Source organism: Faecalimonas umbilicata, from assembly GCF_042846195.1.
Classification (GTDB): Bacteria; Bacillota; Clostridia; order Lachnospirales; family Lachnospiraceae; genus Faecalimonas; species Faecalimonas umbilicata.
Window position 1 is genome coordinate 1,155,755 of sequence record NZ_AP031411.1, and the last position, 25,344, is coordinate 1,181,098.

Here is a 25,344-nt window from a genome sequence, read left to right on the forward strand (position 1 = left end):
AGAATTATACTATAGCTACAACGATTAAACAAGTGCTTAATTGTTAAATGAAAGTTTAAATAGCAATCACGAAAGGAGATATTTATCATGAAAAAAACTTACAAAATCGAAGTTGACTGTGCAAACTGTGCAAATCTTATGGAGGATGCAGCAAAAAAGACAGCTGGAGTAGCAAATGCAACTGTAAACTTTATGACACAAAAAATGATTGTGGAGTTTGAAGATGGAAAAGAACCAAAAGCAGTTATGAATGATGTATTAAAGGCTTGTAAAAAAGTAGAGCCAGATTGTGAGATTGAACTTTAGAAAAAATGCACCCCTATGTAAAAGCAAAAGGGGTGCAAATTTAAAAAGATCATATGAATGATTAAACATATATAAAATAAATACGAGGAGGAATGGGCTGTGAACAAAAAGCAGAAAAAAATGTTGACAAGAATTATTATTGCTGCAGTTATGATAATTGTATTGAATTTAATACAGGTAACAGGCATTGCAAAATTAGTTCTATACTTGGCAACATATTTAATAATCGGTTATGATATTTTAAAGAAAGCTGGAAAAGGAATTATAAATCGACAAGTTTTCGATGAAAATTTCTTAATGGCAGTGGCAACAATAGGAGCTTTTGCATTAGCAATTTACTCTAGGAGTGGAGATTACAATGAAGCAATCGCAGTTATGTTGTTTTATCAGATTGGAGAATGGTTCCAGAGTTATGCCGTTGGAAAAAGTCGAAAAAATATTAGTGCGTTGATGGATATTCGTCCAGATTATGCAAATATAGAAATCAATGGAAAATTAGAAAAAGTAGATCCTGATGAAGTTGGTGTTGATAGCATAATTGTTGTGCAGCCAGGAGAAAAAGTTCCGTTAGATGGTATTGTAATAGAGGGATCATCTAGCCTTAATACAAGTGCATTAACAGGTGAAAGTTTACCTCGTGACGTGAAACAAGGCGATGAAATCATTAGTGGTTGTATCAATATGACTGGTGTTTTGAAAATTCAAACAACAAAAGAATTTGGTGAATCCACAGTTTCAAAAATTTTAGAGCTTGTGGAAAATTCAAGTTCAAGAAAATCCAAATCAGAAAACTTTATTTCTAAATTTGCAAAGGTATATACTCCTGCAGTCTGTTATGGTGCATTGGCATTGGCATTATTACCACCATTGGTACAAATGTTGTTTTTAGGCCAAACAGCACAATGGGGAGTGTGGATTTACAGAGCTCTGACTTTCCTTGTAATTAGCTGTCCATGTGCATTGGTTATCAGTATCCCACTTAGCTTCTTTGCTGGTATCGGTGGTGCTAGTAAAGAAGGTGTGTTGATTAAAGGTTCTAATTATATGGAAACTTTATCACAGGCAAAGTATGTAGTGTTTGATAAAACAGGAACTTTGACACAAGGAGTATTTGAAGTAAGTGCTGTTCATCACAACGAGATGGAAGAAAAGAAACTTTTGGAATATGCTGCTTTGGCAGAATGTGCGTCTTCTCACCCAATCAGTAAGAGTTTGCAAAAAGCCTATGGGAAAGAGATAGACCGTAGTAGAGTTTCTGATATAAAGGAAATCAGCGGACATGGGATTATTGCCAAAGTAGACGGTCATGAGGTGGCTGCTGGAAACAGCAAACTTATGAAACAAATAGGTGTGGATTATTATGATTGCCATAGCGTTGGAACAATCATTCACATGGCAATCGATGGAGAATATGCTGGACATATCGTAATTTCTGATATATTAAAACCACATTCAAAAGAAGTTATTGCGGAATTGAAAAAAGCTGGTGTAGAAAAAACAGTAATGCTTACAGGAGACGCAAAACGTGTGGCAGACCAAGTGGCACAATCACTTGGAATTGATGAAGTATACAGCGAATTACTTCCAGCAGATAAAGTGTTAAAAGTAGAAGAACTACTTTCCACAAAAGCAGAGAAAGATAAACTAGCCTTTGTCGGAGATGGAATTAATGATGCACCTGTATTGACTCGTGCTGATATTGGAATTGCAATGGGTGCAATGGGTTCTGATGCGGCAATTGAAGCTGCTGATGTAGTTCTTATGGATGATGATCCACTAAAAATTTCTAAAGCAATCAAGATTTCGAGAAAATGCCTTAGAATTGTATATCAGAATATCATCTTTGCATTGGTTATCAAATTTGCATGTCTTGGACTAGGTGCAATAGGTATTGCAAATATGTGGTTTGCTATTTTCGCAGATGTTGGTGTCATGATTATTGCAATATTAAATGCTATTAGAGCATTAAGAGTGCATAATTTATAATTTAGATGAAAATGCAAAAACTTATTATAGAAGATTGCTTGCAATTGGTGGAATTTTTCAAAACGCTGGGAGATTTTACAAGACTAAGGATAGTGCTTGAATTAAAAACAAAAAGATGTGTTGGAGAATTAGCGGAAGAATTAGAGATGTCTCATTCAGCAGTCTCCCACCAATTAAATATATTAAAAGCTAATGGTATAGTAAAAAGTCAAAGACAAGGAAAATATATTTACTATATGTTACAAGATGAATATTTACAAAATACTATTGAAAAGTGTAAGACTTTATTTGATAAGGAGTTTTCTTTGTAGTATTCAGCTTTAAATAAGATGATAGAGATAAAAAATGAATAGAAAGGCGAAGTGCTCCAGACACGGCGGTGGGAAAATCTTTTAGATTTTTCCGCCGTTTTTAAGTTGATTTCAAAAGAAAAATAACAAGTGTGGAATTGGAAACAGAGGAAGACAAAGAAGGCAATCGCATAAAATCGGTGCAGTTGTAAGAAATAGATTGAATGTGAAAAATAACCCATGTTATACTTTACTTACAAGCAGGTATTGTAAATATGGTTAGTTATAAAGCAGGATAACTGACATGAAACAACAGATTTACAATACTACACTTTATCTTAGGTTGAGCCGAGATGATGAATTACAGGGTGAAAGTTCCAGCATTACTACACAAAGAAGTATGTTGCGTCCATATGTAAAAGAACCTCATCTCAGTATTGAGGGAACAAAATGGATTATTGAAAACATCTTTTTTCTTACGAGGAGGTGTGCTGCAATGAAAAACAGATGGAAACGAGTAGTGGGAATTGCCATTCCACTTGCTATCATTATTGTTGGGATAAGTTATAACAGTTATATCAGAGTGCATACTTTTACACTTTCAGGTAACGAAACAGTAAAGAGTGAGCAAATACAACCTGTTAATGGAAGAGTAAAAGTAAATGGTACTGTTGATACAGAGGTCAGATTTACAGATGTTGAAACTGGGAAAACTTATGAAATCGATTATATTACATCTGGGGTATCAGAAACACTTCATCTAGAACGAGGAAAATGGTACGAGGTAGAAGGTGCTGGGGAACTTATAGTGAGACCAGTCAATATTCGTATAGAATAACAATTTTCATCAACACGAAGATGAAAATTTGCAGAAAGAGAGTAGCTATCATGAGAAAAAAATATTTCAAAGTAATGTTGGCGGTATTTTTTCTAGTTTTATGTACGTTGGGAACAACAGGTTGTTCTTCCAAAGAATCAGAAGATTCAGGGGCGATCGGCAAGGGCAAACGAATCTTTGAGGAAACAATTTCCCCAAATAAGGATTATGTTGAAAATGAAAAAGATGTTGTCTATCATACAGTAGAAATCTATCAAAATAGCGATAATGTGATTATAGTGACTTCAAAATCCACTTCAGCATTTTTCAAACCATTGCAATATGAAGTGGAATCTGACACAAGTATCACAAAATCAGACATTGATGTAGAGTGGACAACTTCAATGGGAAACTCGGATCCAACAAAGGAAGATCAATTACATATAGCTTCTGTATCTGTTTCGCAAAACGGAAAGCTATTAGACAAGAGAAAAATAAATTTTGCGAACGGAGCTTTTGAAATCATTGAGGATGTAATAGAGAGCAAATAGTCAGATAGTGTTTTCTTATAAACACAACAAATTTGTAAAAACGGTTGAATTAATTAAAGCTTGAAGGAGGAAGTTATGGCATTTGATTTTAAGAAAGAATATAAGGAATATTATATGCCGAAGAATAAGCCGCAGATTGTAGATGTGCCGAAAATGAATTATATTGCAGTGAGAGGGTCGGGAGATCCAAATGAAGAAAATGGGGCATATCAGCAGGCAATCGGTATACTATATGCCGTGGCATATATTCTGAAAATGAGTTATAAAACAGAATATAAGATTGGGGGCTTTTTTGAATATGTAGTCCCGCCGCTGGAAGGCTTTTGGTGACAGGACCGTTATCCGTTTGCCGGATTTTGTTTCCAAAGCAGATTTTGCCTGGGCGGTAGAGACAGCGGGTAAAAAGAAAAAAATCGATTGTTCCTCAGCAGAATTTCTGACGGTTAATGAAGGATTATGCGTTCAGATTATGCACCTAGGTTCTTTTGACAAGGAACCTGAAACAGTGGTACTGATGGACGCGTATATAGAACAGAATGGTTATGTTAATGACATTAATGGGGAGCGGCTGCATCACGAGATCTATATGTCAGATGCAAGAAAAGTTGCCCCGGAAAAGTGGAAAACAGTTATTCGGCATCCCATTAAAAAGGTGTGAGAAATTTTTTCTACTTTATAAGGTTTATTAGATAACAGAAAAAGAATGATATAATGTAAAATAATGTTTGTTGAAGTTTATTTGATTTCAGAAGGCAGGAAAAATGTACACACTGGTAAGAAAAGAAGAGAAGAAAAATCGAAAATATGAACATCTCTTTTATATACGAGAAAAGCCTCAATTAGTAGGTTATACAAATTATAGGGATACTACAGAAAGATTTGAATGGAAAATAGTTGATGAACATATATGGGAATGGAAACAAACAAATAGAAATTACAGAGTATTAGATTACATTCCTATCGTTAATACAGCGAAAGCTTTTTTCTTAGAATTAAAATACAAAATATACAAAGATAAAGAGGAAGTTGGCAAAGCATTTTTTTACGGGGTTTCAAAAAACAAAAATGAACGTGATTTTTTTGTTATCAATGATAAAAAATATTTTTGTTGTCCAGGAAATACAGATTTGGTTCGTCCTCTAAAAAAATATTTGTGGACAATAGAGAATATAGAGCATCAATGTGTTGCAAAGATTGAAAAAAATTCTAACAATTCAGTATATGTAATCGAAAAATTAGATTTGGAATTAGAACTTGAATGGGTTATTTTGGCGGTTATGCACATGGACATGGCTGTATTTTCACGTGAGGGCAGAGGACCGGTTACGGCAGGATAAAATGAAATGCATTCCTATTTGAAACGGTTTACCTCGTTATTTTCCTTAACAATAAAAAGAAACGGTGGAGTGATAACTATGGGAGTTATAAAATCACTTTTTGAAATATTTATACAGACTATACCATATTTAGCTGTATTTCTGTTCGGGTTGGCTGCGGTAGCAAGTGCTATTCAACAAGATGATTTATTTCCGCCACTCACTTTTAGTATCTTTTTTACGATTTCTTTCATTGGATCAGTGAATATGATGATGTGGAAACTCGAAGTGAACGAAGATGAAATTACATGGCGTTCAACTTTTGGGAGAAAGAGAACTTTTCGTTTTGAAGATATTACGCAATGTGAGAGAAAGAAAGGTTCTATATGTGTCTATGTCAAAGGACAAAAATTATTTACCATTGACAGTAATATCGACAAAGAAGAATTTATGGCAGATATAAAAAGGAGAAAAATACCTATAAAATCTTCTTGGGTAAATAAGTATAAATGACAAAGATCTTATAGTTTATATTTAGAATAAGAAGCATTAAAAATTTGAATTGATGGGGAGGTATTATTATGACGGGAAAAGAGCTTTGGGAAGCCTTTATCAGAAATAACAATCTTTCAGATTGTGGGTATGGGGCATTTGCATTTGGCATTGAAGCAGATTTACTTGCTCATTTAGTAGTGATTGGAGAGAAAACAGCTACTGCTTCAGCTTATCCTCTGTACAAATTGGAAAATGAACCTTTGCCAAAAGTAGGAGCGTATAGTGTTGTTTTAGACTCTAACGACAATGGCGTATGCGTTATTCAAACCCATAAAGTGACTGTTGTCCCATTTAGCGAGGTAACAGCAGAACACGCATATAAAGAAGGTGAAGGAGATAAATCTTTAGATTATTGGCGAGAAGTGCATGAAAAATTCTTTGCCGAATGTCTGAATGAAGTAGGACTGAAATTCACTTCTGATATGAAAGTTGTATGTGAAGAATTTTCTGTCGTTTTCAAAGAGTAAGTATGAAGGAGCGGAGTTAAAAATGGAATTTAGAAAAATTGACAAATCTAATTACTGGGATTGTATATCGTTGACCGTTGATGACAGCCAAGAGGGATTTGTCGCAGACAATAAACAGTCATTGGTTGAGGCAGCTTACGAGGATGTACTTTATACTTTGGGCATTTACCACAAAGAAACGATGGTGGGATTTGTGCTGTATGATTATGACGATACTTTTTCTGGATGGTCTATGAGTCGTTTTATGATTGGTAAGCAGTTTCAAGGAAAAGGTTATGGAAAAATGGCAGCACGAGCATTTCTTGATTACTTCAAAGAAAAACATAATGCTGACAAACTGTATATCAGTGTATCATTGGAAAATACAGTGGCACGCAAAATGTATGCGTCTATCGGATTTGAGGAAATCAAAGAGGTTGAATATACATTCTTGGGTATGCAATTCAAAGAAATGCAAATGGTAAAAGAATTATAACAGACTGACAAATCCCAGTTTTTGCAAAGCAAATACATATGATAGGAAAGAGCATTATGTTATTGGATTTAAGCTTTTGGAAATATGAGGACTCTGTAAATTATCAACTATAGGATATATATGTTAATTTGCATTGCTTGTGGCAATGGCTGTTGTCGGTGTGGATCATGGCTGGTCTGGAATGAAACAGTTAGTCAGGTATTTACAACCGGAGTAAAGGAAATTACAACGGAACCTGCATTTTACAATAATGTAGTAGAGTTTAACGGTTCCTATTACAAGGTAGGCGGTAAGCAACTTGAGGTAAGGGATTTGAAGGTAGAAAATGATAACTTCTACATTCTCACATTGGCGGAGATTGCAAAAGAGTTAAACAGACGAGGAATGAGAAATGCAAATATTCTCTTATCCGTAGGGTTGCCTCTTACAAGATTTGGAGCAGAGAAGCTGGACTATCGACATTATGCCCATTGAAGATTCTGCACCGAATGAAGCTGAGTGCATCACAATCAGGAAAGGCTTGATTAAGTGCATGAGGACAATCAACGAGGAATGTATGAGGCAGTATGGTAAGGAGCTTTCGGAGGAAGATATACAGGAAATTATGAGAACCGGAAAACATGAGAGACTTCCTCAGAAGTATCTGACCATCGTGGAAGAATGCCTCAGAGCTTATGTAGATAAGGTTTACAATATTCTTTTGGAGCATGGCTACAACCTTGAAGTGACAGAGATTGTATTTGTCGGTGGGGGAGCTGCTGTCATGAAGCGTTTTGGAAACTATGACGGTAATAATATCCAATACATATTCTGCAGTTTGCAAAGATGGCAGAAGTTAATATGATTTATTATGAAAAGGATTACTATGCAGTTCCGGATACAGGGGCGGAGAAAGCGTATGAATTGTTAAGGCAGGCACTTTTAGCACAAAAAAGGTAGCAATCGCAAAAATAGTGATGGGAACAAATGAAAAACTTCTTGTGCTGTACCCTACAAAGGAAGGGATTATTGTTAAAACCTTGTTTTATTATGATGAGATTGCTGCCATTCCTAAGAGCGTTCCAAGGATGAAGTTGGATGGGTTCCGATGTCTGGCTTATATAGATTACGGTATGGTGGATCTTCGTAATAAACGCAATATACGAATGCTCCCACGGTTCCCAGAACTGAAAGAAATCAGTAAAAATGTAGGAGGACGATGCATATTAGATGGCGAAATCGTTGTTTTGACAAATGGAGTTCTAGATTTTTATCGCCTGCAAAAGAGGACGCTGCTCACAGACAAATTCAAGATAGAGATGGAAGCATTGCGCTATCCGGCATCCTTCGTTGCCTTTGACTGCATTTATATAGAAGGAAAAGAACTGATATGGACACCCCTGATGGACAGGAAAGAACAATTATCCCGGATTGTGAATGAGGATTCGAGAATATCGGTGTCCAGATATGTGGAAGGTTCGGGGACTGCGCTTTATATGGCGCAGAGGCGAGCAAACTGGAAGGCGTTGTTGCAAAAAGAAAAGACAGCTTTTATCTGATGGGGAAACAAACGAAGGACTGGATCAAATTCAAACGGATGGCAGACGAGGACTTTGTAGTAGCAGGATATATCAAAAAAGGCGGACATATGTATAGCCTTGTTCTGGCAAAATACAAAGGTAATACACTGATTTTCAGAGGGTATGTAACATCTGGCGTGACAAAAGAAGCAATAGATACTTTGGAAGTGACTGGCAAGAATCCATTCCTTTTGATGCCTATTGGGGAACATGATGTAATCTGGGTGAAGACGAACCATGTATGTGTTGTGGAATATATGCCCAATCTCATTAATTCGCTAAGACAGCCAGTATTTAAGGGTTTTCGTGATGATGTCTTACCGAAAGAAGTACAGGCATCAGAAGCATAAAATAAGAGAAACAAATTGGTAAGAGTCGATAAATGAAAAAGAATGCACACCATTATGTACGGAGTGTATCCTTCAAGTGGAACGCAATGGAGATAGAAAGGGAGAAGTTTTACCATTGCAAGGTTAAAAGGGGATTAAGTATAAGTTTTGATGATTTCTTCGGCAATGGTTCGCTTTGCAATACAGCGATCCATTGCCTGTTTTTCTATGTAACGGTGAGCATCAGGTTCGCTCATGGAGAGTTCACTGATCAAAATCCATTTTGCCTTGTTGACCAGACGGATTTCAGCCATTTTTTCTTCGATGGACAGAGACTTCTTTTCAAATTGTCTTAGTCGTTCTCTGGCACTTTCCATCCAGTTAAGGGCATGTAGCATAGTTGGTTTTGAGGTTGGCTTTGGCAAAGTGAAGACGCCGTACTCAGCAACCTTATCGTGGATACCGGCATGAACATCACTTTTTACCAAAAGCAACACAGCGGACGGTTTGGTAGTACAGGTGTCAATTGCAAAACGAGTACCCACATCATCAGGCAAAGGGGCGTTGATGATAACAAAATCAAATGTTTTTTCGGCAAGTGCCCGTTTGGCGGCACTGACACTTGTAACATTATGGATAGGGTAGTATCTTGTTTCGGGGAGCAGGTCAGCAAAGGCAGAGGTGAAACTATCTGTTGCAGACACGATGAGTATATTGTAAAAACGTTCTCTTAAACTCATTTTACACCTCCTCCTTTTTTCGTTGGTTTGAATTATTTATTGCAATAAATATCTAAGATAGCATCTGGTATATGTTCTTTTATGAAATTACTGTTTATGGCTGCAGCACATGCGGATTTAAAATCGCCGGGCAGCTGCTCAAATTTTGCCAGCGTATCTGCATCTGCTTTATACAGGTTCATATCAGCGGGACCTGGTAATTCCAGTTTATTCTGAATGCCATCCATAATTGCATAAATCAGCAGGGCAAATGCAAGATAAGTATTTGCGGATGGATCTGGAGAGCGAAGCTCCGCACGTTGGTATTTGCCTACAGCAGCAGGAACTCTGACAAGCTGGGAACGGTTCTCGCTGGACCAGGAGATATATCTTGGAGCTTTATTGCTGCCAAAACGCTGATAAGAATTTTCTGTCGGGTTTAAAAACACAGTCATATCAGAAACCTTATCCAAAATACCTGCAATTATATAATCCATATAGTCTGTATTATCAGAGGATTTTACAGATATATTGATATGGAATCCGTTTCCCGGTTTATCTTCCAGCGGCTTCGGACTGAAATCAGCAAAAAGCCCATTACGTCTGGCAATTGTTTTCACAACAGTTTGGAAGGTCATGGCATTGTCAGCAGCAGTCAGTGGATCGGAATAGCGAAAATCAATTTCGTTTTGTCCCGGTCCTTCTTCGTGGTGAGAACTTTCAGGCTGTATTCCCATCTGTTCAAGTGTCAGACATACTTCTCGGCGGATATTTTCGCCTCTGTCTTCCGGGGCAATATCCATATAGCCTGCGCTATCATAAGGCTCTTGGGTCGGGGTTCCATTATCATCCAGAGTAAACAGGTAAAATTCCTGTTCAGCACCAAAGAAGAACTGGAGTCCTGCGTTTTGGGAATCCTGAATTGCTTTTTTTAAAATAGAACGGGTGTCACATTCAAATGTTTTTCCGTCTGGGTGGGTAATGTTACAGAACATTCGTACCACACGGCCATGCTCTGGTCTCCATGGCAGGGGCATAAGTGTGTCTGCATCCGGATGGAGGAACAGGTCGGAATGGTTTTCATCGCCAAAGCCTGCGATGGCAGATGCATCAATGGCAATTCCACATTCAAAAGCGCGAGGAAGTTCCTCCGGCATGATGGATATGTTTTTCTGTTTGCCAAATACATCACAAAAGGCGAGGCGGATGAATTTTACATCTTCTTCCCGCACATATTGCATTACCTCTTCTTTTGAATACTTCATAAGCCTACCTACTTTCTTTTAATTTGCTACATACATTTGTTTATATGGGTTTTTACTGTCTGGTGTAATGACTGTAAAAGGAGCGGATAAAAGTTCGTCCACAGAATATCCGAAGTCTGCACAGTATTCGGACAGATATTCCTGGATTTCCTCTAAATCCTCTGGGGCTGCACATCTTGCAGTTACCTGTTCCGGAAAGCGGATATCCTCACAGTTGCCGCGCAAGAACATTTTACCGCCGTGCATTCCGGTACATGGGAAATTGCCTACGATACGTTTGGCGTCTGTGTGAAGTCCAAGGACGATAATTACGCCGCCAGCCTGATATTCCCCAAGAAAGCTTCCGGCACACCCACCGATGATCATGACTGGAATCTTTTCCTTGTACGCTTTCATATGAATTCCGGCACGGTATCCTGCATTACCTTGTACATAAATTTTGCCGCCGCGCATGGCATATCCGGCGGCATCACCAATATTGCCATGGATCAGGATCTTCCCTTCATTCATGGTGTCGCCTACTGCATCTTGAGCATTGGCATTTACGGTAATATTGGCATTGTTTAAATATGCGCCCAGTGCATTTCCCGGAATTCCATTGATTGTAAGATTCCGATCAGACATACCGGCAGCAATGAATCTCTGACCGCAACAGCCTTCAATCGTACAGTCGTTGTCTGTCCCACGCAATGCTTCATTTACAGCTCTGTAATCTAAATTTGTAGCATCAATGATTTTCATATTATACCACACCTCCAAAAAATTGTTTACGCTTTTCTACGGAAAATGCTGTAGAAGTAGCAGTTTTTTTCAACATTTCAAAATCAATGGAACTTAAAGGAATACGTTCTCTGATTAAAGAAGTATAAATTCCAGCCCGTTCAGTTGCCCCGATAAGGATAAATCCGGTTAAATAGTCACCTCTGGTAAACAGACGTTTTAAAGTTCCTTCTGACTTTTCCTCATACAGTTCGCAGCCCTGTTCAGCGGTATAGTAGCTTCCGGCGGTCATGGCATGTAATCCAAAGAAACCGATGGAGTTCATAGGGATTCCTTTATCGAAAACAGAAGAACCGCCTGCCATATTGATGCCAGCACAATTTCCTTGCATATAAGCATTTGGCAAAATGGCAAGGACACGTTTATCGTGGAACGAAATGTCTTCGCCTTCCGTACAGTCGCCAGCGGCATAAATATCAGGAATGGAAGTTTCCATTTTGTTGCTGATTAAAATGCCACGGTTCACTTCACCACCAATTCCTTTTATCAAAGAAGTGTTTGCACGAACACCGACAGCAAGGACTAAAACATCGAAACGAACGGTTTTTCCGCTTTTCATAAAAGCAGTATTTTTATCGAAAGATATTGCACTGTCATTTAACATAAAGTTAATTCCATTTTGTTCCAGATGTTTTTGCATTATAGCTGCGCAGTCAGCATCAAGGATACTGGAAAGCACACGGTCTGCAAGGTCGCATATCGTAATACTGGAAACACGGTCTTTTAAACCTTCGGCACATTTTAAACCGATGAGACCGGCACCTACGATCAACACATCCGAATTTTCATTGATGGAAGCTTCCAGTTCCAGCATATCATCTATCGTCATAAAGGAATGCTTCTGTTCCACTGATTCCAGACCCGTAAAAGGAGGTACAAAAGGAGAGGAACCAGTGGCAATGCAGAGTTTATCATAAGGAATCACGGTATCATCGTTTAGGGCTATCTGTTTTGTGGAAGGATCAATTTGCGCAGCTTTCTTTCCATAGAGAACTTCACATCCCATTCTTTCATAAAAATTCTTATCACGATATGCCATTTTCTCCAGATTCGTTTTGCCTTCCAAATAATAGGAGATTAGTGGGCGGCAGTATACAGGATGCGGTTCTTCTGAAATTACGATGATCTTGCCCGCTGCATCTTCTTTTCGGATACCTTCAATGCAGCCCACAGCAGCAACACCATTTCCAATCACAACATATTGAGCCATTCTACTCACCCCTTTCTTCATAGACGATTGCCCGGTTCGGACAGCCTTTTACACAGGCTGGTTCACCGCAGGTATTAGCAATGCAAAGTTCACATTTTTGCATAATGCCTTTTTCATTCGGTGCCAGTGCCCCATATGGACAGACCAGAACACAGGTAAGGCATCCCACGCATTTGTTCTGGTCTATATGGACAACTCCGTCAATCTTTGAGATTGCACCTGCAATACAGCTTTTTATGCATAATGGATCGGTACAGTGTCTGCAGGAAACGGCGTAACAGATTTTTTCGCCTTCTTCAATATGGATACGAGGAAAGATTGGCTTTCCTTTTAATGCTTCTGTCATATCTGGTTTGCCGGAATTGGCAAAAGCACAATTATATTCGCATAAATGGCATCCGAGACACCATTCTTCTTTTACATAGATTCGTTTCATTTTTATCAATCTCCTGCATGAGAGATACCAAGTATCTCAAGCTCTTTTTCTGTCAGACCAATGCCACGCAGCATCAGACGGTTTCCTCGTAAAGCCTCGATGGAATTGATGCCCATGCCACCCATCAGTTCTTTGATTTCGTGTTTCCATGCGGTCATAAGATTCATCAGGCGTTCGCTTCCCATTTCAGGATTCAGTCTCTTTACAAGCTCTGGACGCTGGGTTGCGATTCCCCAGTTACATTTACCGCTTTGGCAGGTTCGGCAAAGGTGGCAGCCAAGAGCCAGAAGGGCAGCGGTAGCCACATAACAGGCATCTGCACCAAGTGCAATGGCTTTTACCACATCAGCAGCACTCCGGATACTTCCGCCGACTACCAGTGATACATTGTTTCGGATACCTTCGTCACGAAGTCTTTGGTCAACGGAGGCAAGTGCTAACTCGATGGGAATACCAACATTATCCCGGATTCTGGTAGGAGCGGCTCCTGTACCGCCACGGAAGCCATCAATGGCGATGATATCAGCTCCGCTGCGGGCAATACCACTTGCAATGGCAGCAATATTGTGAACGGCTGCGACTTTAACGATGACAGGTTTCTTATATTCTGTAGCTTCTTTCAAAGAGAACACAAGCTGACGCAAGTCCTCGATGGAATAAATATCATGATGCGGAGCCGGTGAAATTGCATCAGAGCCTTCCGGAATCATGCGGGTACGTGATACATCCCCGACAATTTTTGCACCGGGGAGATGTCCGCCAATGCCCGGTTTTGCTCCTTGTCCCATCTTAATCTCTATGGCAGCACCTGCTTTCAGATAATCCTCATGAACGCCGAAACGTCCGGAAGCCACCTGTACGATGGTATTCTCGCCGTAGCAGTAAAAATCTTCATGAAGGCCGCCTTCCCCCGTGTTATATAAGATGCCAAGCTCAGTAGCTGCCAGTGCAAGGGATTTATGAGCGTTGTAGCTGATAGAACCATAACTCATGGCAGAGAACATGACAGGCATGGAAAGCTCCAGCTGCGGCGGCAGTCTGCAGTCTAATTTTCCGTCCTCTGTACGACTCACTTTTTGGGGCTTCTTTCCGAGGTAAACTCTGGTTTCCATCGGTTCCCGCAAGGGATCAATGGAAGGGTTTGTTACCTGTGATGCATTGATCAGGATTTTATCCCAGTATACAGGCAGTGGTTTGGGATTACCCATGGAAGATAAAAGGACGCCGCCACTGTTCGCCTGCTTATAAATCTCCTTAATCGTATCGTTTGACCAGTTTGCGTTTTCGCGCAGAGTACAGTCACTCTTTACAATTTTTAGTGCTCTGGTCGGACAAAGAGAAACACATCGCTGGCAGTTGACACATTTCGATTCATCGCACTTCATAATTTTATGTTCTTCGTCATAACTATGTACTTCATTGGCACATTGTCGTTCGCATACCCGACAGGCAATGCATCTGTTTTCATTTCTGATTACTTCAAATTCCGGATAGATAAATTCTACGCTCATTAAAATGCACCTTCCTTTACTTTTACAATGACTGGTTCACCACCGGCAGGAGACCATATGTTTTCGGCATTCGGTTCCATGGTTCGGATGGCAGCCTCTTCACTGGCAATGAATACCTTGTCGTCTTTTTCCCCGACTACCATAGAACGCAGTTTCAACCGGTCATTCAGTGCCATCAGTCCGCCATCAAATCCTAAAACGATAGAGAAAGGACCGGTCACAAGCAGACTTGGGAACATGGTTCTAAGATAGGTGTGTTTTTTCTGGTCTTCCAAATCTGTTTTTGCTGCAATGGTACTCCAGAATGGGGCAGCAATGACACTTGCAGCTTCACCAAGGGTAAGTCCCTGTACACGGAGCAGATAATCTATAATATAGGTAATGACTTCGGTATCGGTCTGGAGCGTACATTTGTAGCCAAACATTTCGATAAATCGGCGGTTCGCATCATAAGAGGAAATTTCTCCATTATGTACGATAGAATAGTCAAGCAGCGTAAACGGATGTGCGCCGCCCCACCATCCGGGAGTGTTCGTTGGATAGCGTCCGTGGGCAGTCCAAGAGTATCCTTCATATTCTTCCAGTTTATAAAAAACACCCACATCTTCCGGGAAACCTACCGCTTTGAAGGTTCCCATGTTCTTGCCACTGGAGAAAACATAAGCACCGGACATTTCGGCGTTGATCTTCATAACAGTTCTGGCAACAAATTCCTTTTCGTCCAGCTGTAAAGAAACCAGCACGGATTTTAGTGGAGCAACAAAGTATCTCCATATAATCGGTTCATCTGTAATAGCCGGAATCTTGCGGGTCGGAATAATTTCGGATTGGATGATTTCAAACCGTTCTTTTAAGAAAGCTTCACATTCTTTTCTTGTGTCACGGGTATCAAAGAACATATGTAATGCATAGAACTCTTTATATTCAGGGTAAATGCCATAACCGGCAAAGCCTCCGCCTAATCCGTTGGAACGGTCATGCATGGGCTTCATGGAATTTATGATCATTTCACCGGACATCTTGTTTCCTTCTTTGGAAATGACTGCTGAGATTGCACATCCGGAAGGAATTCTCACTTGACCTTCAGTTTTCATATATCATATACCTTCCTTTCAGAATAAATAGAAAAACAAAGGCGTCCATTTTAAGGGCAGAAAAAATTCTACTCTAAAAATGAACGCCTTTGCTCATATTCAATATATATACAGCAGATGGTAAGTTTTGTCAAGAAACAATGTATTTCACCTCGCAGTTGTTATTTTTTCATACTTGCTATATAATAATTCAAAAAATGAGGATACGAGGTGAAAATATGAAATCGCGCAGTGCAATAACGCTTATTGGAAGTGGCATGCCAGAAGTAAAGGTATGCGATATTGTTAATGGTAAACCTAAAGTTAAGCGAATTGAAAGAGAAGATTGTATAGAGTTTGTTCGAAAATATTCCTTGTTTCATAAAGAAATAAAGCGATACGATAAAAGAACTTTTGAACAATTGCAATAAGATTAAACTTATATGAATTAAAATTGGAGGAGTAATTATGTTTTCTCTGGCGTTCTATAAATCGGCAGATGGAATGACCTGGAAAAAGTCGAGTCGGGAAAAGGATGAGTGAAAAATTAAAAAAAGGGATTGACAAATGATTTTTCCGGGTGTATTATCCAACACGTAAAGGCAAAGGCGTCTTTGAGATGAAATTCTCAGAGGCGCTTTTTACTTTATAAAATTAAAATAGATGCAATTTGATTCAAAAGGCAAGGGCGTCTTGAGTGTTGCTAAAGCATCCGTAGGAAGCTGCCGGTGGCAGGTTCTGCAGGTGCAGGGAAAAGTACCATGAAAGACAACCTTGCCTTTTTATTTTCAAATTGGAAGGAGTGACATTATGAAGAATGTTTCAGAATTTTTTGGATGTAAAGTTTTTGACGACAGAGTGATGAAAGCAAATTTGTCAGCAAAGGTTTATCAATCTTTGAGAAAAACCATTGACGAAGGTGCAAAGCTTGATATTAGCGTGGCCAATGCAGTTGCAGCAGCTATGAAAGATTGGGCAGTTGCAAATGGAGCTACTCACTATACACACTGGTTCCAGCCTCTTACCGGCGTAACAGCAGAAAAGCATGACAGCTTCATTTCTCCATCCCCGGACGGCGGCGTGATTATGGAATTCTCCGGAAAGGAACTGATCAAAGGCGAACCGGATGCATCTTCTTTCCCATCTGGAGGACTTCGGGCTACTTTTGAGGCAAGAGGATATACAGCATGGGATCCTACCTCGTATGCGTTTATCAAAGGGAAAACATTATGTATTCCTACAGCGTTCTGTTCCTATGGCGGAGAGGCATTGGATAAAAAAACTCCGTTGCTTCGTTCTATGGAAGCTTTGAATAAGCAGGCGCTTCGTATTCTTCATCTGTTTGGAAATGATGATGTGAAATGTGTCCGTACATCGGTAGGACCGGAACAGGAATATTTCCTCATTACAAAGAAAATGTATGAACAGAGAAAAGATCTTCGATTTACAGGACGCACTCTTTTTGGTGCGAAGCCGCCAAAGGGACAGGAGATGGATGATCACTATTTTGGCGTGATTAAGACAAGAGTTGCGGCTTATATGGAAGAACTGAATGAGGAACTCTGGAAACTGGGAATTCTGGCTAAGACAGAACATAATGAAGTGGCTCCGGCACAGCATGAGCTTGCCCCTATTTATACGACAACAAATATTGCGACAGACCATAACCAGTTAACCATGGAGATCATGCAGAAAGTGGCAGCAAAGAATGGACTTGTATGTCTGCTTCATGAAAAGCCATTTGCCGGAGTAAACGGTAGTGGAAAACATAATAACTGGTCTCTTGCGACAGATAAAGGCGTGAATCTGTTATCTCCGGGAGAGACACCGTATGAAAATGCACAGTTTTTATTATTCCTGTGTGCAGTGATCAAAGCAGTGGACGATTATCAGGATCTGCTCCGCCTTTCTGTTGCAACGGCAGGAAATGACCACAGACTTGGTGCGAATGAAGCACCTCCGGCAGTGGTATCTATTTTCCTTGGAGATGAATTAAATGCGGTGCTTGAAGCGATTGAAACGGATACTCCATACGCAGGAACGAAAAAGGCACAGATGAAGCTTGGTGTGGATGTGCTTCCAAAATTCAACCGTGATACTACAGACCGTAACCGTACATCACCTTTTGCATTTACCGGAAATAAATTTGAGTTCCGTATGTTGGGTTCTTCTAACAGCATTGCATGTGCAAACATCATGCTGAACAGCGCAGTAGCAGAAAGCTTGAAAATTTATGCGGATAGACTGGAAAAAGCGGAAAACTTTGAAGATGCATTACATGCAATGATTCGAAAGACCATCAAAGACCACAAGCATATCATTTTCAACGGAAATGGTTACGATGATACATGGATCAAGGAAGCAACGGAAGAGAGAGGGCTTCTCAACTACCGTACAACACCGGATTGTATGCCGCACCTGCTGGATGAAAAGAATGTACAGATGCTGACAGGCCATAAGGTATTTTCTAAAGCTGAGCTGAAATCAAGATGTGAGATTATGCTGGAAAACTATTGCAAGACAGTGCTGATTGAGGCAAATACCATGATTGATATGGCAAAAACAGAGATTGCTCCGGCGGTAAGTGCATATGTACTGGAGCTTGCCAATACAGCAGCAGCGAAAAAAGCAGTTGATGCTTCTATTTCCTGTAGTTATGAAGCGGGGCTGCTGAAGAAACTGGCAAGACTGGAAGACCAGATTGCGGTTAAAGCCGATGAACTGGATGATGCAGTGATGAAGATTAAGGAGGCCGGAGACATTGAATCAGAATCTTATATGATTCGTGATGTTGTCTTAAGTAAAATGGGTGAACTCCGAGTTGCCTGTGACGAGGCAGAAACAATGACAGCAAAAAAATACTGGCCATTCCCAACCTATGGAGATTTACTGTTTGGCGTAAAATAACGTATCAGCAGGAAAGGTCGCTTGCGTATTTTCACCTGATACGTTAGCGATAGAATCGAAGATTCTAGAGCATAAAAAAATACAGAAAGAAGGAATGCTTATGACTTACAGTGCAGTTAACACAATTTGGGTATTGATTGGAGCAGCATTAGTGTTCTTCATGCAGGCGGGATTCTCCATGTGTGAAGCCGGATTTACCAGAGCAAAGAATACAGAAATATTTTGATGAAGAACCTGATGGATTTTTGTATCGGTACACCAGCCTTTTGGCTGGTAGGGTTCGGGCTGATGTTTGGCAGCGGCTCTGCGATCATAGGAACCTTTGATCCATTGATTCGTGGAGATTACAGTCACATTTTGCCGGCGGGGGTTCCGTTATGGGCATTTGCAATCTTCCAGACTGTTTTTGTGCGACATCTGCAACAATCGTGTCCGGAGCAATGGCTGAGAGAACAAAATTCAGTGCATACTGCATTTATTCAGCAGCGATTTCTCTTTTAATCTACCCGATTTCAGGGCACTGGATTTGGGGCGGAGGATGGCTTTCACAGATGGGCTTTCATGATTTTGCAGGTTCTACAGCCGTACATATGGTAGGCGGTATCTGTGCATTGATCGGAGCCAAAATTTTAGGACCTCGTATCGGAAAATATGGTAAAGATGGAAAATCACGAGCTATCCTCGGACATAATCTTACTTTTGCAGCACTTGGTATATTTATCCTCTGGTTCTGTTGGTTTGGCTTCAATGGTGCATCTACTATAGGTATGGACAGCGATGCTTTGATGGAAACAGCAGGAAGAGTATTTTTCAACACAAATATGGCAGCTGCGGTAGTTTGCTGTACAACTTTAATCTTCACATGGCTTCGTTATAAAAAGCCGGATGTTTCCATGACATACAATGCAGCATTGGCAGGACTCGTTGGTATTACGGCAGGCTGTGATGCAGTAAGTCCGGTTGGTGCTGTATCTGTTCATTGTGTATGTGGTGCAACCGGAACAATCCTTACAGGATTATTTGCAACAGGTGTAACAACAGAAGCAGGGCTTTTCTATGGAGGCGGCTTACACTTCCTTGGAGTTCAGGTGGCAGGTGTTCTTTCTGTAGCAGCATATGTTGCGGTTATTATCGCGATTGTATTTTTAGCGATCAAATATACGATTGGTCTTCGTGCTGATTATCGAGGCGTACAGGTCGAAGCAAATCTGCTTCCAAAAGTATAGGTGGATATCGTAGTCAGTGCAGTTCCGGTTCGTAAAGTCATTGAAACAGCGAAGAAGGATTTGATGCCCTTCAGGACGTAGAATAAAATCAGAATGGATAGAAACTAAATATTGTAAAGGCATTTGAGAAAAGAGAAGTAGTACAGGTGATCACTTACAGCGAAGGTGGAACAGTGAGAGCCACGCAGCAGAGCCTGTATGAATAACACTTTTTAAGCTGCAATCCGAACAGGATTTCCTTAGTAGGTGCGACGTTACGTCAAGCGTTAATGGCAGAACCATGAAAAGGTTTGGAAATGAGACAAAAGATAGGTGGCACCGCGAGCACAGCACTTGCCCTATAGAATGCTGAATTACTAGATTTACGGAGGTAGATTTATATGTGTTCTATTATGGGTTATTGCAGCCGCAGTGCTGCCTTTGATGTTTTTATGAAAGGATTTGAGAAGACCATATCAAGAGGTCCGGATGATACACGTGTGGTTGAAACAGGTGATGGCCTTCTTGGATTCCACAGATTATCAATCATGGGATTAACTCCATCCGGTATGCAGCCATTTCAGTATGGGAACAGTTATGTGGTCTGTAATGGAGAAATTTATGGATTTGAGAAGCTGAAAGAAGAACTGTCAGTAAAATATACATTTGAAAGTGAATCGGACTGCGAGATACTTTTGCCGTTATATCAGGAATACGGTACAGACATGTTTGACATGATTGATGCGGAGTTTGCCTGCATCATCTACGATGGGGAAGCAAGAGAATTTATCGCGGCAAGAGATCCGATTGGAATCCGTCCATTGTATTATGGATATGATAAAGAAGGTGCTGTTATATTTGCCAGTGAAGCGAAAAATCTGGTAGGACTTGCGGAGAAGATCATGCCGTTTCCACCGGGACATTATTATAAGGGCGGTCAGTTTATCTGCTACTGTGACATTGCTAAAGTAGATACGGTTTGTCATGATGATCTGGAGACAGTCTGCAAGAGTATTCATGATAAGCTTGTGGCTGGCGTGGAAAAACGTCTTGTAGCTGATGCAAAGGTAGGCTTCCTGCTTTCCGGCGGACTGGATTCTTCTTTGGTGTGCGCGATTGCAGCAAAGAAAAGTAAGGAACGGATTAAGACATTTGCGATTGGTATGAGTGAAGATGCCATTGACTTAAAATATGCAAAACAGGTGGCAGATTATATTGGAAGTGATCATACAGAGGTTTATATGACACCGGATGAAGTGCTTTCTTCGCTGGAAACAGTCATTCAGTTGTTGGGAACCTATGATATTACCACAATCCGTGCATCCATGGGTATGTATCTGGTGTGTAAGGCAATCCATGAACAGACCGATATCCGTGTCCTTTTGACCGGTGAGATTTCTGATGAATTGTTTGGTTATAAATATACGGACTTTGCACCGGATGCGAGAGCCTTTCAAGAGGAATCACAGAAACGAATCCATGAACTTCATATGTATGATGTTCTCCGTGCGGACCGTTGTATCTCCGTAAACTCGCTGGAAGCAAGAGTTCCGTTTGGTGATCTGGATTTTGTAAAATATGTGATGGCAGTAGACCCGGAATTAAAGCTGAATACTTATGGAAAAGGAAAATATCTGCTCCGTCATGCGTTTGAACAGGGTGGTTATCTGCCGGATGAGATTCTTTGGAGAGAAAAAGCTGCATTTTCAGATGCTGTTGGACATTCCATGGTTGATTATTTAAAGGAATATGCACAAAAGCAATATACAGATGCAGAATTTGAAAGAAGATGTAAAAGCTATACCCATGCCAGACCATTTACAAAAGAATCCTTATTATATAGAGAAATTTTTGAAAAGTATTATCCGGGTCAGGCTGAGATGGTTGCAGATTTCTGGATGCCGAACAAAGAGTGGGAAGGATGCGACGTAAATGATCCTTCTGCAAGGGTACTATCTAACTATGGTGATAGCGGAAAATAAAATGAAGTAATGGAAAAATCGAGGCACTCAATCTTGATTGAAAAGACACAAAAAATTCACATAATATGTTAGCGCTCACGCTTGACGAGTGCTAACAAAGGTGCTATAACATAATTAGAAACAGGAGAAAGAAAGAACCACGAGTTCATGATTCTTCCTAAACATCCCCAGTTTCAAAATATAATTTGAAAAAGGAGCGATGATTATGTTAACACCTAGTATTTTTGGAGAAAATTTATTTGACGAGTTCTTTGATGATTTCTTTGATTTTCCGGTATTTGATGATCGGGCAATGAAGAAAGCACAGAAAAAACTGTATGGTCGTCATGCTGCAAACATGATGAAAACAGATGTGAAAGAACAGGATGATCATTATGAAGTGGATATCGATCTTCCGGGATTTAAGAAAGAGGAACTTTCACTAGAACTGAAGAATGGATATTTGATGATCAATGCAGCGAAAGGTCTCGATAAAGAGGAAAAAGAAGAAAAGACGGGAAGGTTTGTCCGTCGTGAACGTTACGTAGGCAGTATGAGCAGATCGTTCTATGTGGGCGAGGATATCAGACAGGAAGATATTCATGCGAAGTACGAAAGTGGAGTATTAAGACTGTCTATTCCAAAACAGGAAGAGAAAAAAGCACAGATAGAAGATAAAAAGTATATTGCTATTGAAGGATAAATGCCTTTCATAAAATGATAGTAATGTGAATTTGGCCCGGAGTCATTATGGCTTCGGGCTATTTATATGGAACGATTAACAGAGATATGGAACAAGAATTTTGAAATACCTATTGACATGGTAGGTAAATAATGGATGTAATACAGAAAACAAAAACCTACTTGAACGGTAGGCAATAAGGAGCTTGTTATGGGATTTTATTTTGAAAAGCTTGTACGAGAAAACTTTCGTTTTGGTCGAATGTGACAATCCGCAGTAAGTTAATTGAAATCATTGAAATTTATAAACGAAAGGAACTATATTATGTCAAAATACAGATTTGAAACACTTCAGCTTCATGTAGGACAGGAGGCTCCGGATCCTGTTACGGATGCACGTGCAGTGCCTATTTATGCAACCACTTCTTATGTTTTTCACGATTGTGCCCATGCGGCAGCACGTTTTGGACTTACAGATGCCGGAAATATTTATGGACGCTTAACGAACTCTACGCAGGATGTTCTGGAAAAGCGTGTTGCTGCCTTAGAAGGTGGTGTTGCTGCTTTGGCACTTGCTTCAGGAGCAGCTGCAATTACATATACCTTGCAGGCTCTGGGACAAAATGGTGGACACTTTGTTGCACAGAAAACGATTTATGGCGGCAGTTACAACCTGTTGGCACATACACTTCCGGGGTTCGGAATCACAGCTTCCTTTGTCAATATACATGATCTTGATGAAGTGGAAGCTGCTATTGAGGAAAATACAAGAGCGATTTACATAGAAACGCTTGGCAATCCGAACAGTGATATTCCGAATATTGACGCATTGGCTGCACTTGCCCATAGACATGGCTTACCTCTTGTGGTAGATAATACTTTTGGTACACCGTATTTTATTCGTCCAATTGAACATGGGGCTGATATTGTGGTACATTCTGCTACAAAATTTCTTGGAGGTCATGGAACTACTCTTGGTGGGGTCATTATAGATTCAGGCAAATTTGATTGGACTGCTTCAGGTAAGTATCCAGCCATCGCTGAACCGAATCCAAGTTATCATGGCGTTGCTTTTGTAAAAGCTGCAGGGCCAGCAGCCTTCGTTACTTATATCCGTGCAATTCTGCTTCGTGATACAGGAGCAACCATTTCTCCTTTTGCAGCGTTTTTTTTATTGCAGGGAATCGAAACACTGTCGCTGCGTCTGGAGCGTCATGCAGAAAATACGAAGAAGGTGGTAAAATTTTTAAACGCTCATCCACAGGTTGAAAGAGTGAACCATCCATCTCTTCCTTCCCATCCTGATTATCCGCTTTATCAGAAGTATTTCCCGAATGGTGGAGCATCTATTTTTACATTTGATATTAAAGGGGGAGTGGAAGAGGCTTACAGGTTTATAGATCATCTGCAGATTTTTTCATTACTTGCAAATGTAGCTGATGTGAAAAGTCTTGTGATTCATCCTGCGACTACAACACACAGTCAGCTTTCGCCGGAGGAACTGGCTGAGCAGGAAATTAAGCCAAATACAATCCGGCTTTCTATTGGAACAGAACATATAGAAGATATTATCAATGATTTACAGCATGGGTTTGATGCGGTAGAATAAGTAAAGGAGAGTGTTTGAGATGTCAAGAGTATATACTTCGGCAGAGCAGCTGATTGGAAAGACACCACTTTTGGAACTCACTCGTATTGAAAAAGAATATGAGTTGCAGGCAAAAATTTTAGCCAAGCTGGAATACTTTAATCCAGCTGGCTCGGTAAAAGATCGTGTGGCAAAAGCAATACTGGATGACGCTGAGAGTACAGGCGGATTAAAGCCTGATACAGTAATTATTGAGCCAACTTCCGGCAATACAGGTATTGGTCTCGCTTCTGTTGCAGCTGCCAGAGGGGATCGCATGATTCTTGTAATGCCTGATACCATGTCTGTAGAGCGACGTCAGCTTATGAAAGCATACGGAGCGGAACTTGTGCTTAGTGAAGGGGCGAAAGGCATCAAGGGAGCCATTGCGAAAGCAGAAGCGCTGGCCAATGAAATACCGAATAGTTTTGTTCCTGGATAATTTGTGAATCCTGCAAATCCCAAAGCCCATAGGGAGAGTACAGGCCCTGAAATATATGAGGATACAGATGGTAATGTGGATATCTTTGTAGCAGGCGTAGGTACCGGAGGTACAGTGACAGGTGTTGGTGAATATCTGAAAGCACAAAATCCGGATATTAAGATTGTGGCTGTTGAGCCGGCATCTTCAGCAGTGCTTTCTACAGGCATTTCTTCCGGAGCAGCCTTATGGGCGGCAATCCAGCTTGCCAAAAGAGCCAAAAATAAAGGAAAAACAATTGTTGTATTGATGCCGGATACAGGAGATAGATATTTATCAACACCTCTATTTGCAGAATAAGGAAAGAAGGAACAAAGGAATGATGATCTCAACAAGGGGAAGATATGCTTTGCGTGTATTGCTTGATCTTGCAGAAAATCAGAATGAAGGTTATATAGCAATGAAGACAGTTGCCCATCGACAGGAGCTGTCTTTAAAATATATCGAGAGAATTATGTCTGTACTTTCTAAGAACCATTATGTGGAAGGGGTACAGGGGAAAGGCGGCGGATACCGTCTGGCAAGGGAACCAAAAGATTATAGGGTTGGAGATATATTAAGACTTGCAGAAGGGGAACTGGTTCCGGTTGCATGTCTGGAATGTAATGCAAAAACCTGTAAACGTGCAGATACATGTAAAACATTGCCGATGTGGAAAGAATTTCATCATATGGTAAATCATTATTTTGATAATATTACTCTTTTGGATCTAATGAAATAGATCGATGAAAGTAGGGATTTTTAGATAAAATGGATTGACAAGATAAAATTTAAGAGGTAAAATAGTGTGCGTAAAGGCAAAGGCGTCTTTAAGTTTAAAATGAACTTAAAGGCGCT

At 40.2% G+C, this 25,344-nt stretch carries 27 protein-coding genes and 3 pseudogenes; 23 read left to right on the top strand and 7 right to left on the bottom strand.

Annotated features, from left to right (window positions below):
* Window positions 1-87: 87 nt before the first annotated feature.
* From ACGG81_RS05470 to ACGG81_RS05540, 15 genes and pseudogenes are all read left to right on the top strand, one after another.
* Window positions 88-306, top strand: coding sequence for a cation transporter (locus tag ACGG81_RS05470; protein ID WP_004799061.1), 219 nt, complete (start codon window positions 88-90; stop codon window positions 304-306).
* A gap of 99 nt (window positions 307-405) precedes the next feature.
* Window positions 406-2,292: a heavy metal translocating P-type ATPase gene (locus tag ACGG81_RS05475; RefSeq protein ID WP_009262682.1), complete on the top strand. Its 1,887-nt coding sequence runs from the start codon at window positions 406-408 to the stop codon at window positions 2,290-2,292.
* 11 nt (window positions 2,293-2,303) lie between these two features.
* Entirely contained in the window at window positions 2,304-2,603 is a 300-nt protein-coding gene (locus ACGG81_RS05480) for a helix-turn-helix transcriptional regulator (protein WP_270458493.1), read from the top strand.
* A gap of 283 nt (window positions 2,604-2,886) precedes the next feature.
* Window positions 2,887-3,420, top strand: a complete 534-nt coding sequence (locus ACGG81_RS05485; RefSeq protein ID WP_016439183.1) for a hypothetical protein — start codon at window positions 2,887-2,889, stop codon at window positions 3,418-3,420.
* Window positions 3,421-3,470: 50 nt separating this feature from the next.
* On the top strand, window positions 3,471-3,950 hold the full coding sequence (locus ACGG81_RS05490) for a hypothetical protein (RefSeq protein WP_016439182.1): 480 nt from the start codon (window positions 3,471-3,473) through the stop codon (window positions 3,948-3,950).
* A gap of 75 nt (window positions 3,951-4,025) precedes the next feature.
* Window positions 4,026-4,608: pseudogene (locus ACGG81_RS05495) on the top strand (GyrI-like domain-containing protein).
* 103 nt (window positions 4,609-4,711) lie between these two features.
* Window positions 4,712-5,287, top strand: a complete 576-nt coding sequence (locus ACGG81_RS05500; protein WP_016439179.1) for a hypothetical protein — start codon at window positions 4,712-4,714, stop codon at window positions 5,285-5,287.
* A gap of 78 nt (window positions 5,288-5,365) precedes the next feature.
* A complete protein-coding gene (locus ACGG81_RS05505) occupies window positions 5,366-5,779 on the top strand; it encodes a DUF6560 family protein (protein WP_016439178.1) in 414 nt (137 codons plus the stop codon).
* Between the two features lie 68 nt (window positions 5,780-5,847).
* On the top strand, window positions 5,848-6,288 hold the full coding sequence (locus ACGG81_RS05510) for an ASCH domain-containing protein (protein WP_016439177.1): 441 nt from the start codon (window positions 5,848-5,850) through the stop codon (window positions 6,286-6,288).
* Between the two features lie 22 nt (window positions 6,289-6,310).
* Window positions 6,311-6,763: a GNAT family N-acetyltransferase gene (locus ACGG81_RS05515; protein ID WP_016439176.1), complete on the top strand. Its 453-nt coding sequence runs from the start codon at window positions 6,311-6,313 to the stop codon at window positions 6,761-6,763.
* Window positions 6,764-6,883: 120 nt separating this feature from the next.
* Window positions 6,884-7,237: a hypothetical protein gene (locus tag ACGG81_RS05520; protein WP_016439175.1), complete on the top strand. Its 354-nt coding sequence runs from the start codon at window positions 6,884-6,886 to the stop codon at window positions 7,235-7,237.
* A gap of 82 nt (window positions 7,238-7,319) precedes the next feature.
* Complete coding sequence (locus ACGG81_RS05525; RefSeq protein ID WP_390110018.1) at window positions 7,320-7,607, top strand: hypothetical protein; 288 nt, start codon at window positions 7,320-7,322, stop codon at window positions 7,605-7,607.
* Window positions 7,604-7,702 (top strand): hypothetical protein, encoded by a 99-nt coding sequence (locus ACGG81_RS05530; protein ID WP_270196677.1) that lies wholly within the window; start codon window positions 7,604-7,606, stop codon window positions 7,700-7,702. Before ACGG81_RS05525 ends, ACGG81_RS05530 begins: the two co-directional genes overlap by 4 nt.
* A gap of 17 nt (window positions 7,703-7,719) precedes the next feature.
* A complete protein-coding gene (locus ACGG81_RS05535; protein ID WP_320852386.1) occupies window positions 7,720-8,301 on the top strand; it encodes a hypothetical protein in 582 nt (193 codons plus the stop codon).
* The gene (locus ACGG81_RS05540; RefSeq protein ID WP_270196679.1) at window positions 8,301-8,672 is read left to right on the top strand and encodes a hypothetical protein; all 372 of its coding nucleotides are present in this window, start codon (window positions 8,301-8,303) and stop codon (window positions 8,670-8,672) included. The genes ACGG81_RS05535 and ACGG81_RS05540 overlap by 1 nt, the downstream gene beginning before the upstream one ends.
* Before the next feature lie 134 nt (window positions 8,673-8,806).
* Here the strand turns inward: ACGG81_RS05540 and ACGG81_RS05545 are convergent, their stop codons facing one another.
* Genes ACGG81_RS05545 through ACGG81_RS05575 form a run of 7 tightly spaced genes read right to left on the bottom strand, consistent with a single transcriptional unit; the run spans window position 8,807 to window position 15,666 of the window.
* On the bottom strand, window positions 8,807-9,391 hold the full coding sequence (locus tag ACGG81_RS05545) for an ANTAR domain-containing response regulator (protein ID WP_270196680.1): 585 nt from the start codon (window positions 9,389-9,391) through the stop codon (window positions 8,807-8,809).
* A gap of 32 nt (window positions 9,392-9,423) precedes the next feature.
* On the bottom strand, window positions 9,424-10,635 hold the full coding sequence (locus tag ACGG81_RS05550; RefSeq protein WP_390110022.1) for a glutamine synthetase family protein: 1,212 nt from the start codon (window positions 10,633-10,635) through the stop codon (window positions 9,424-9,426).
* Between the two features lie 18 nt (window positions 10,636-10,653).
* Entirely contained in the window at window positions 10,654-11,376 is a 723-nt protein-coding gene (locus ACGG81_RS05555) for a glutamate synthase (RefSeq protein WP_390110024.1), read from the bottom strand.
* A 1-nt stretch (window position 11,377) separates the two neighbouring features.
* Window positions 11,378-12,625: an NAD(P)/FAD-dependent oxidoreductase gene (locus ACGG81_RS05560; RefSeq protein ID WP_016439169.1), complete on the bottom strand. Its 1,248-nt coding sequence runs from the start codon at window positions 12,623-12,625 to the stop codon at window positions 11,378-11,380.
* Between the two features lies 1 nt (window position 12,626).
* On the bottom strand, window positions 12,627-13,061 hold the full coding sequence (locus ACGG81_RS05565; protein WP_016439168.1) for a 4Fe-4S dicluster domain-containing protein: 435 nt from the start codon (window positions 13,059-13,061) through the stop codon (window positions 12,627-12,629).
* 5 nt (window positions 13,062-13,066) lie between these two features.
* The gene (locus tag ACGG81_RS05570; protein WP_117576265.1) at window positions 13,067-14,572 is read right to left on the bottom strand and encodes a glutamate synthase-related protein; all 1,506 of its coding nucleotides are present in this window, start codon (window positions 14,570-14,572) and stop codon (window positions 13,067-13,069) included.
* Entirely contained in the window at window positions 14,572-15,666 is a 1,095-nt protein-coding gene (locus tag ACGG81_RS05575; RefSeq protein WP_016439166.1) for a class II glutamine amidotransferase, read from the bottom strand. Before ACGG81_RS05575 ends, ACGG81_RS05570 begins: the two co-directional genes overlap by 1 nt.
* Before the next feature lie 218 nt (window positions 15,667-15,884).
* Here ACGG81_RS05575 and ACGG81_RS05580 point away from each other — a divergent pair, with 218 nt between their 5' ends.
* The 8 genes and pseudogenes from ACGG81_RS05580 (at window position 15,885) to ACGG81_RS05615 (ending at window position 25,228) form a co-directional block, all read left to right on the top strand.
* Complete coding sequence (locus ACGG81_RS05580) at window positions 15,885-16,076, top strand: hypothetical protein (RefSeq protein WP_016439165.1); 192 nt, start codon at window positions 15,885-15,887, stop codon at window positions 16,074-16,076.
* A gap of 379 nt (window positions 16,077-16,455) precedes the next feature.
* Window positions 16,456-18,552, top strand: a complete 2,097-nt coding sequence (locus ACGG81_RS05585) for a glutamine synthetase III (RefSeq protein WP_270472720.1) — start codon at window positions 16,456-16,458, stop codon at window positions 18,550-18,552.
* A 178-nt stretch (window positions 18,553-18,730) separates the two neighbouring features.
* Window positions 18,731-19,778 (top strand): annotated as a pseudogene (locus ACGG81_RS05590) (ammonium transporter).
* Between the two features lie 380 nt (window positions 19,779-20,158).
* A complete protein-coding gene (asnB, locus tag ACGG81_RS05595; protein WP_120091413.1) occupies window positions 20,159-21,739 on the top strand; it encodes an asparagine synthase B in 1,581 nt (526 codons plus the stop codon).
* A 205-nt stretch (window positions 21,740-21,944) separates the two neighbouring features.
* Window positions 21,945-22,421 (top strand): Hsp20/alpha crystallin family protein, encoded by a 477-nt coding sequence (locus tag ACGG81_RS05600; RefSeq protein ID WP_016439162.1) that lies wholly within the window; start codon window positions 21,945-21,947, stop codon window positions 22,419-22,421.
* Window positions 22,422-22,724: 303 nt separating this feature from the next.
* Window positions 22,725-24,008, top strand: coding sequence for an O-acetylhomoserine aminocarboxypropyltransferase/cysteine synthase family protein (locus ACGG81_RS05605; protein ID WP_270665972.1), 1,284 nt, complete (start codon window positions 22,725-22,727; stop codon window positions 24,006-24,008).
* A gap of 19 nt (window positions 24,009-24,027) precedes the next feature.
* Window positions 24,028-24,807, top strand: a pseudogene (locus ACGG81_RS05610) (PLP-dependent cysteine synthase family protein).
* A 19-nt stretch (window positions 24,808-24,826) separates the two neighbouring features.
* Window positions 24,827-25,228: an RrF2 family transcriptional regulator gene (locus tag ACGG81_RS05615; protein ID WP_016439159.1), complete on the top strand. Its 402-nt coding sequence runs from the start codon at window positions 24,827-24,829 to the stop codon at window positions 25,226-25,228.
* Window positions 25,229-25,344: the final 116 nt, after the last annotated feature.

Excerpts from the sequence above, each read along its gene's own strand:
- ACGG81_RS05470 (WP_004799061.1), top strand. The coding sequence starts at position 88 with ATGAAAAAAACTTACAAAATCGAAGTTGACTGTGCAAACTGTGCAAAT.
- ACGG81_RS05480 (WP_270458493.1), top strand. The coding sequence starts at position 2,304 with ATGCAAAAACTTATTATAGAAGATTGCTTGCAATTGGTGGAATTTTTC.
- ACGG81_RS05485 (WP_016439183.1), top strand. The coding sequence starts at position 2,887 with ATGAAACAACAGATTTACAATACTACACTTTATCTTAGGTTGAGCCGA.
- ACGG81_RS05490 (WP_016439182.1), top strand. The coding sequence starts at position 3,471 with ATGAGAAAAAAATATTTCAAAGTAATGTTGGCGGTATTTTTTCTAGTT.
- ACGG81_RS05500 (WP_016439179.1), top strand. The coding sequence starts at position 4,712 with ATGTACACACTGGTAAGAAAAGAAGAGAAGAAAAATCGAAAATATGAA.
- ACGG81_RS05505 (WP_016439178.1), top strand. The coding sequence starts at position 5,366 with ATGGGAGTTATAAAATCACTTTTTGAAATATTTATACAGACTATACCA.
- ACGG81_RS05510 (WP_016439177.1), top strand. The coding sequence starts at position 5,848 with ATGACGGGAAAAGAGCTTTGGGAAGCCTTTATCAGAAATAACAATCTT.
- ACGG81_RS05515 (WP_016439176.1), top strand. The coding sequence starts at position 6,311 with ATGGAATTTAGAAAAATTGACAAATCTAATTACTGGGATTGTATATCG.
- ACGG81_RS05520 (WP_016439175.1), top strand. The coding sequence starts at position 6,884 with ATGTTAATTTGCATTGCTTGTGGCAATGGCTGTTGTCGGTGTGGATCA.
- ACGG81_RS05525 (WP_390110018.1), top strand. The coding sequence starts at position 7,320 with ATGAGGCAGTATGGTAAGGAGCTTTCGGAGGAAGATATACAGGAAATT.
- ACGG81_RS05530 (WP_270196677.1), top strand. The coding sequence starts at position 7,604 with ATGATTTATTATGAAAAGGATTACTATGCAGTTCCGGATACAGGGGCG.
- ACGG81_RS05535 (WP_320852386.1), top strand. The coding sequence starts at position 7,720 with ATGGGAACAAATGAAAAACTTCTTGTGCTGTACCCTACAAAGGAAGGG.
- ACGG81_RS05540 (WP_270196679.1), top strand. The coding sequence starts at position 8,301 with ATGGGGAAACAAACGAAGGACTGGATCAAATTCAAACGGATGGCAGAC.
- ACGG81_RS05545 (WP_270196680.1), bottom strand. The coding sequence starts at position 9,391 with ATGAGTTTAAGAGAACGTTTTTACAATATACTCATCGTGTCTGCAACA.
- ACGG81_RS05550 (WP_390110022.1), bottom strand. The coding sequence starts at position 10,635 with ATGAAGTATTCAAAAGAAGAGGTAATGCAATATGTGCGGGAAGAAGAT.
- ACGG81_RS05555 (WP_390110024.1), bottom strand. The coding sequence starts at position 11,376 with ATGAAAATCATTGATGCTACAAATTTAGATTACAGAGCTGTAAATGAA.
- ACGG81_RS05560 (WP_016439169.1), bottom strand. The coding sequence starts at position 12,625 with ATGGCTCAATATGTTGTGATTGGAAATGGTGTTGCTGCTGTGGGCTGC.
- ACGG81_RS05565 (WP_016439168.1), bottom strand. The coding sequence starts at position 13,061 with ATGAAACGAATCTATGTAAAAGAAGAATGGTGTCTCGGATGCCATTTA.
- ACGG81_RS05570 (WP_117576265.1), bottom strand. The coding sequence starts at position 14,572 with ATGAGCGTAGAATTTATCTATCCGGAATTTGAAGTAATCAGAAATGAA.
- ACGG81_RS05575 (WP_016439166.1), bottom strand. The coding sequence starts at position 15,666 with ATGAAAACTGAAGGTCAAGTGAGAATTCCTTCCGGATGTGCAATCTCA.
- ACGG81_RS05580 (WP_016439165.1), top strand. The coding sequence starts at position 15,885 with ATGAAATCGCGCAGTGCAATAACGCTTATTGGAAGTGGCATGCCAGAA.
- ACGG81_RS05585 (WP_270472720.1), top strand. The coding sequence starts at position 16,456 with ATGAAGAATGTTTCAGAATTTTTTGGATGTAAAGTTTTTGACGACAGA.
- asnB (WP_120091413.1), top strand. The coding sequence starts at position 20,159 with ATGTGTTCTATTATGGGTTATTGCAGCCGCAGTGCTGCCTTTGATGTT.
- ACGG81_RS05600 (WP_016439162.1), top strand. The coding sequence starts at position 21,945 with ATGTTAACACCTAGTATTTTTGGAGAAAATTTATTTGACGAGTTCTTT.
- ACGG81_RS05605 (WP_270665972.1), top strand. The coding sequence starts at position 22,725 with ATGTCAAAATACAGATTTGAAACACTTCAGCTTCATGTAGGACAGGAG.
- ACGG81_RS05615 (WP_016439159.1), top strand. The coding sequence starts at position 24,827 with ATGATGATCTCAACAAGGGGAAGATATGCTTTGCGTGTATTGCTTGAT.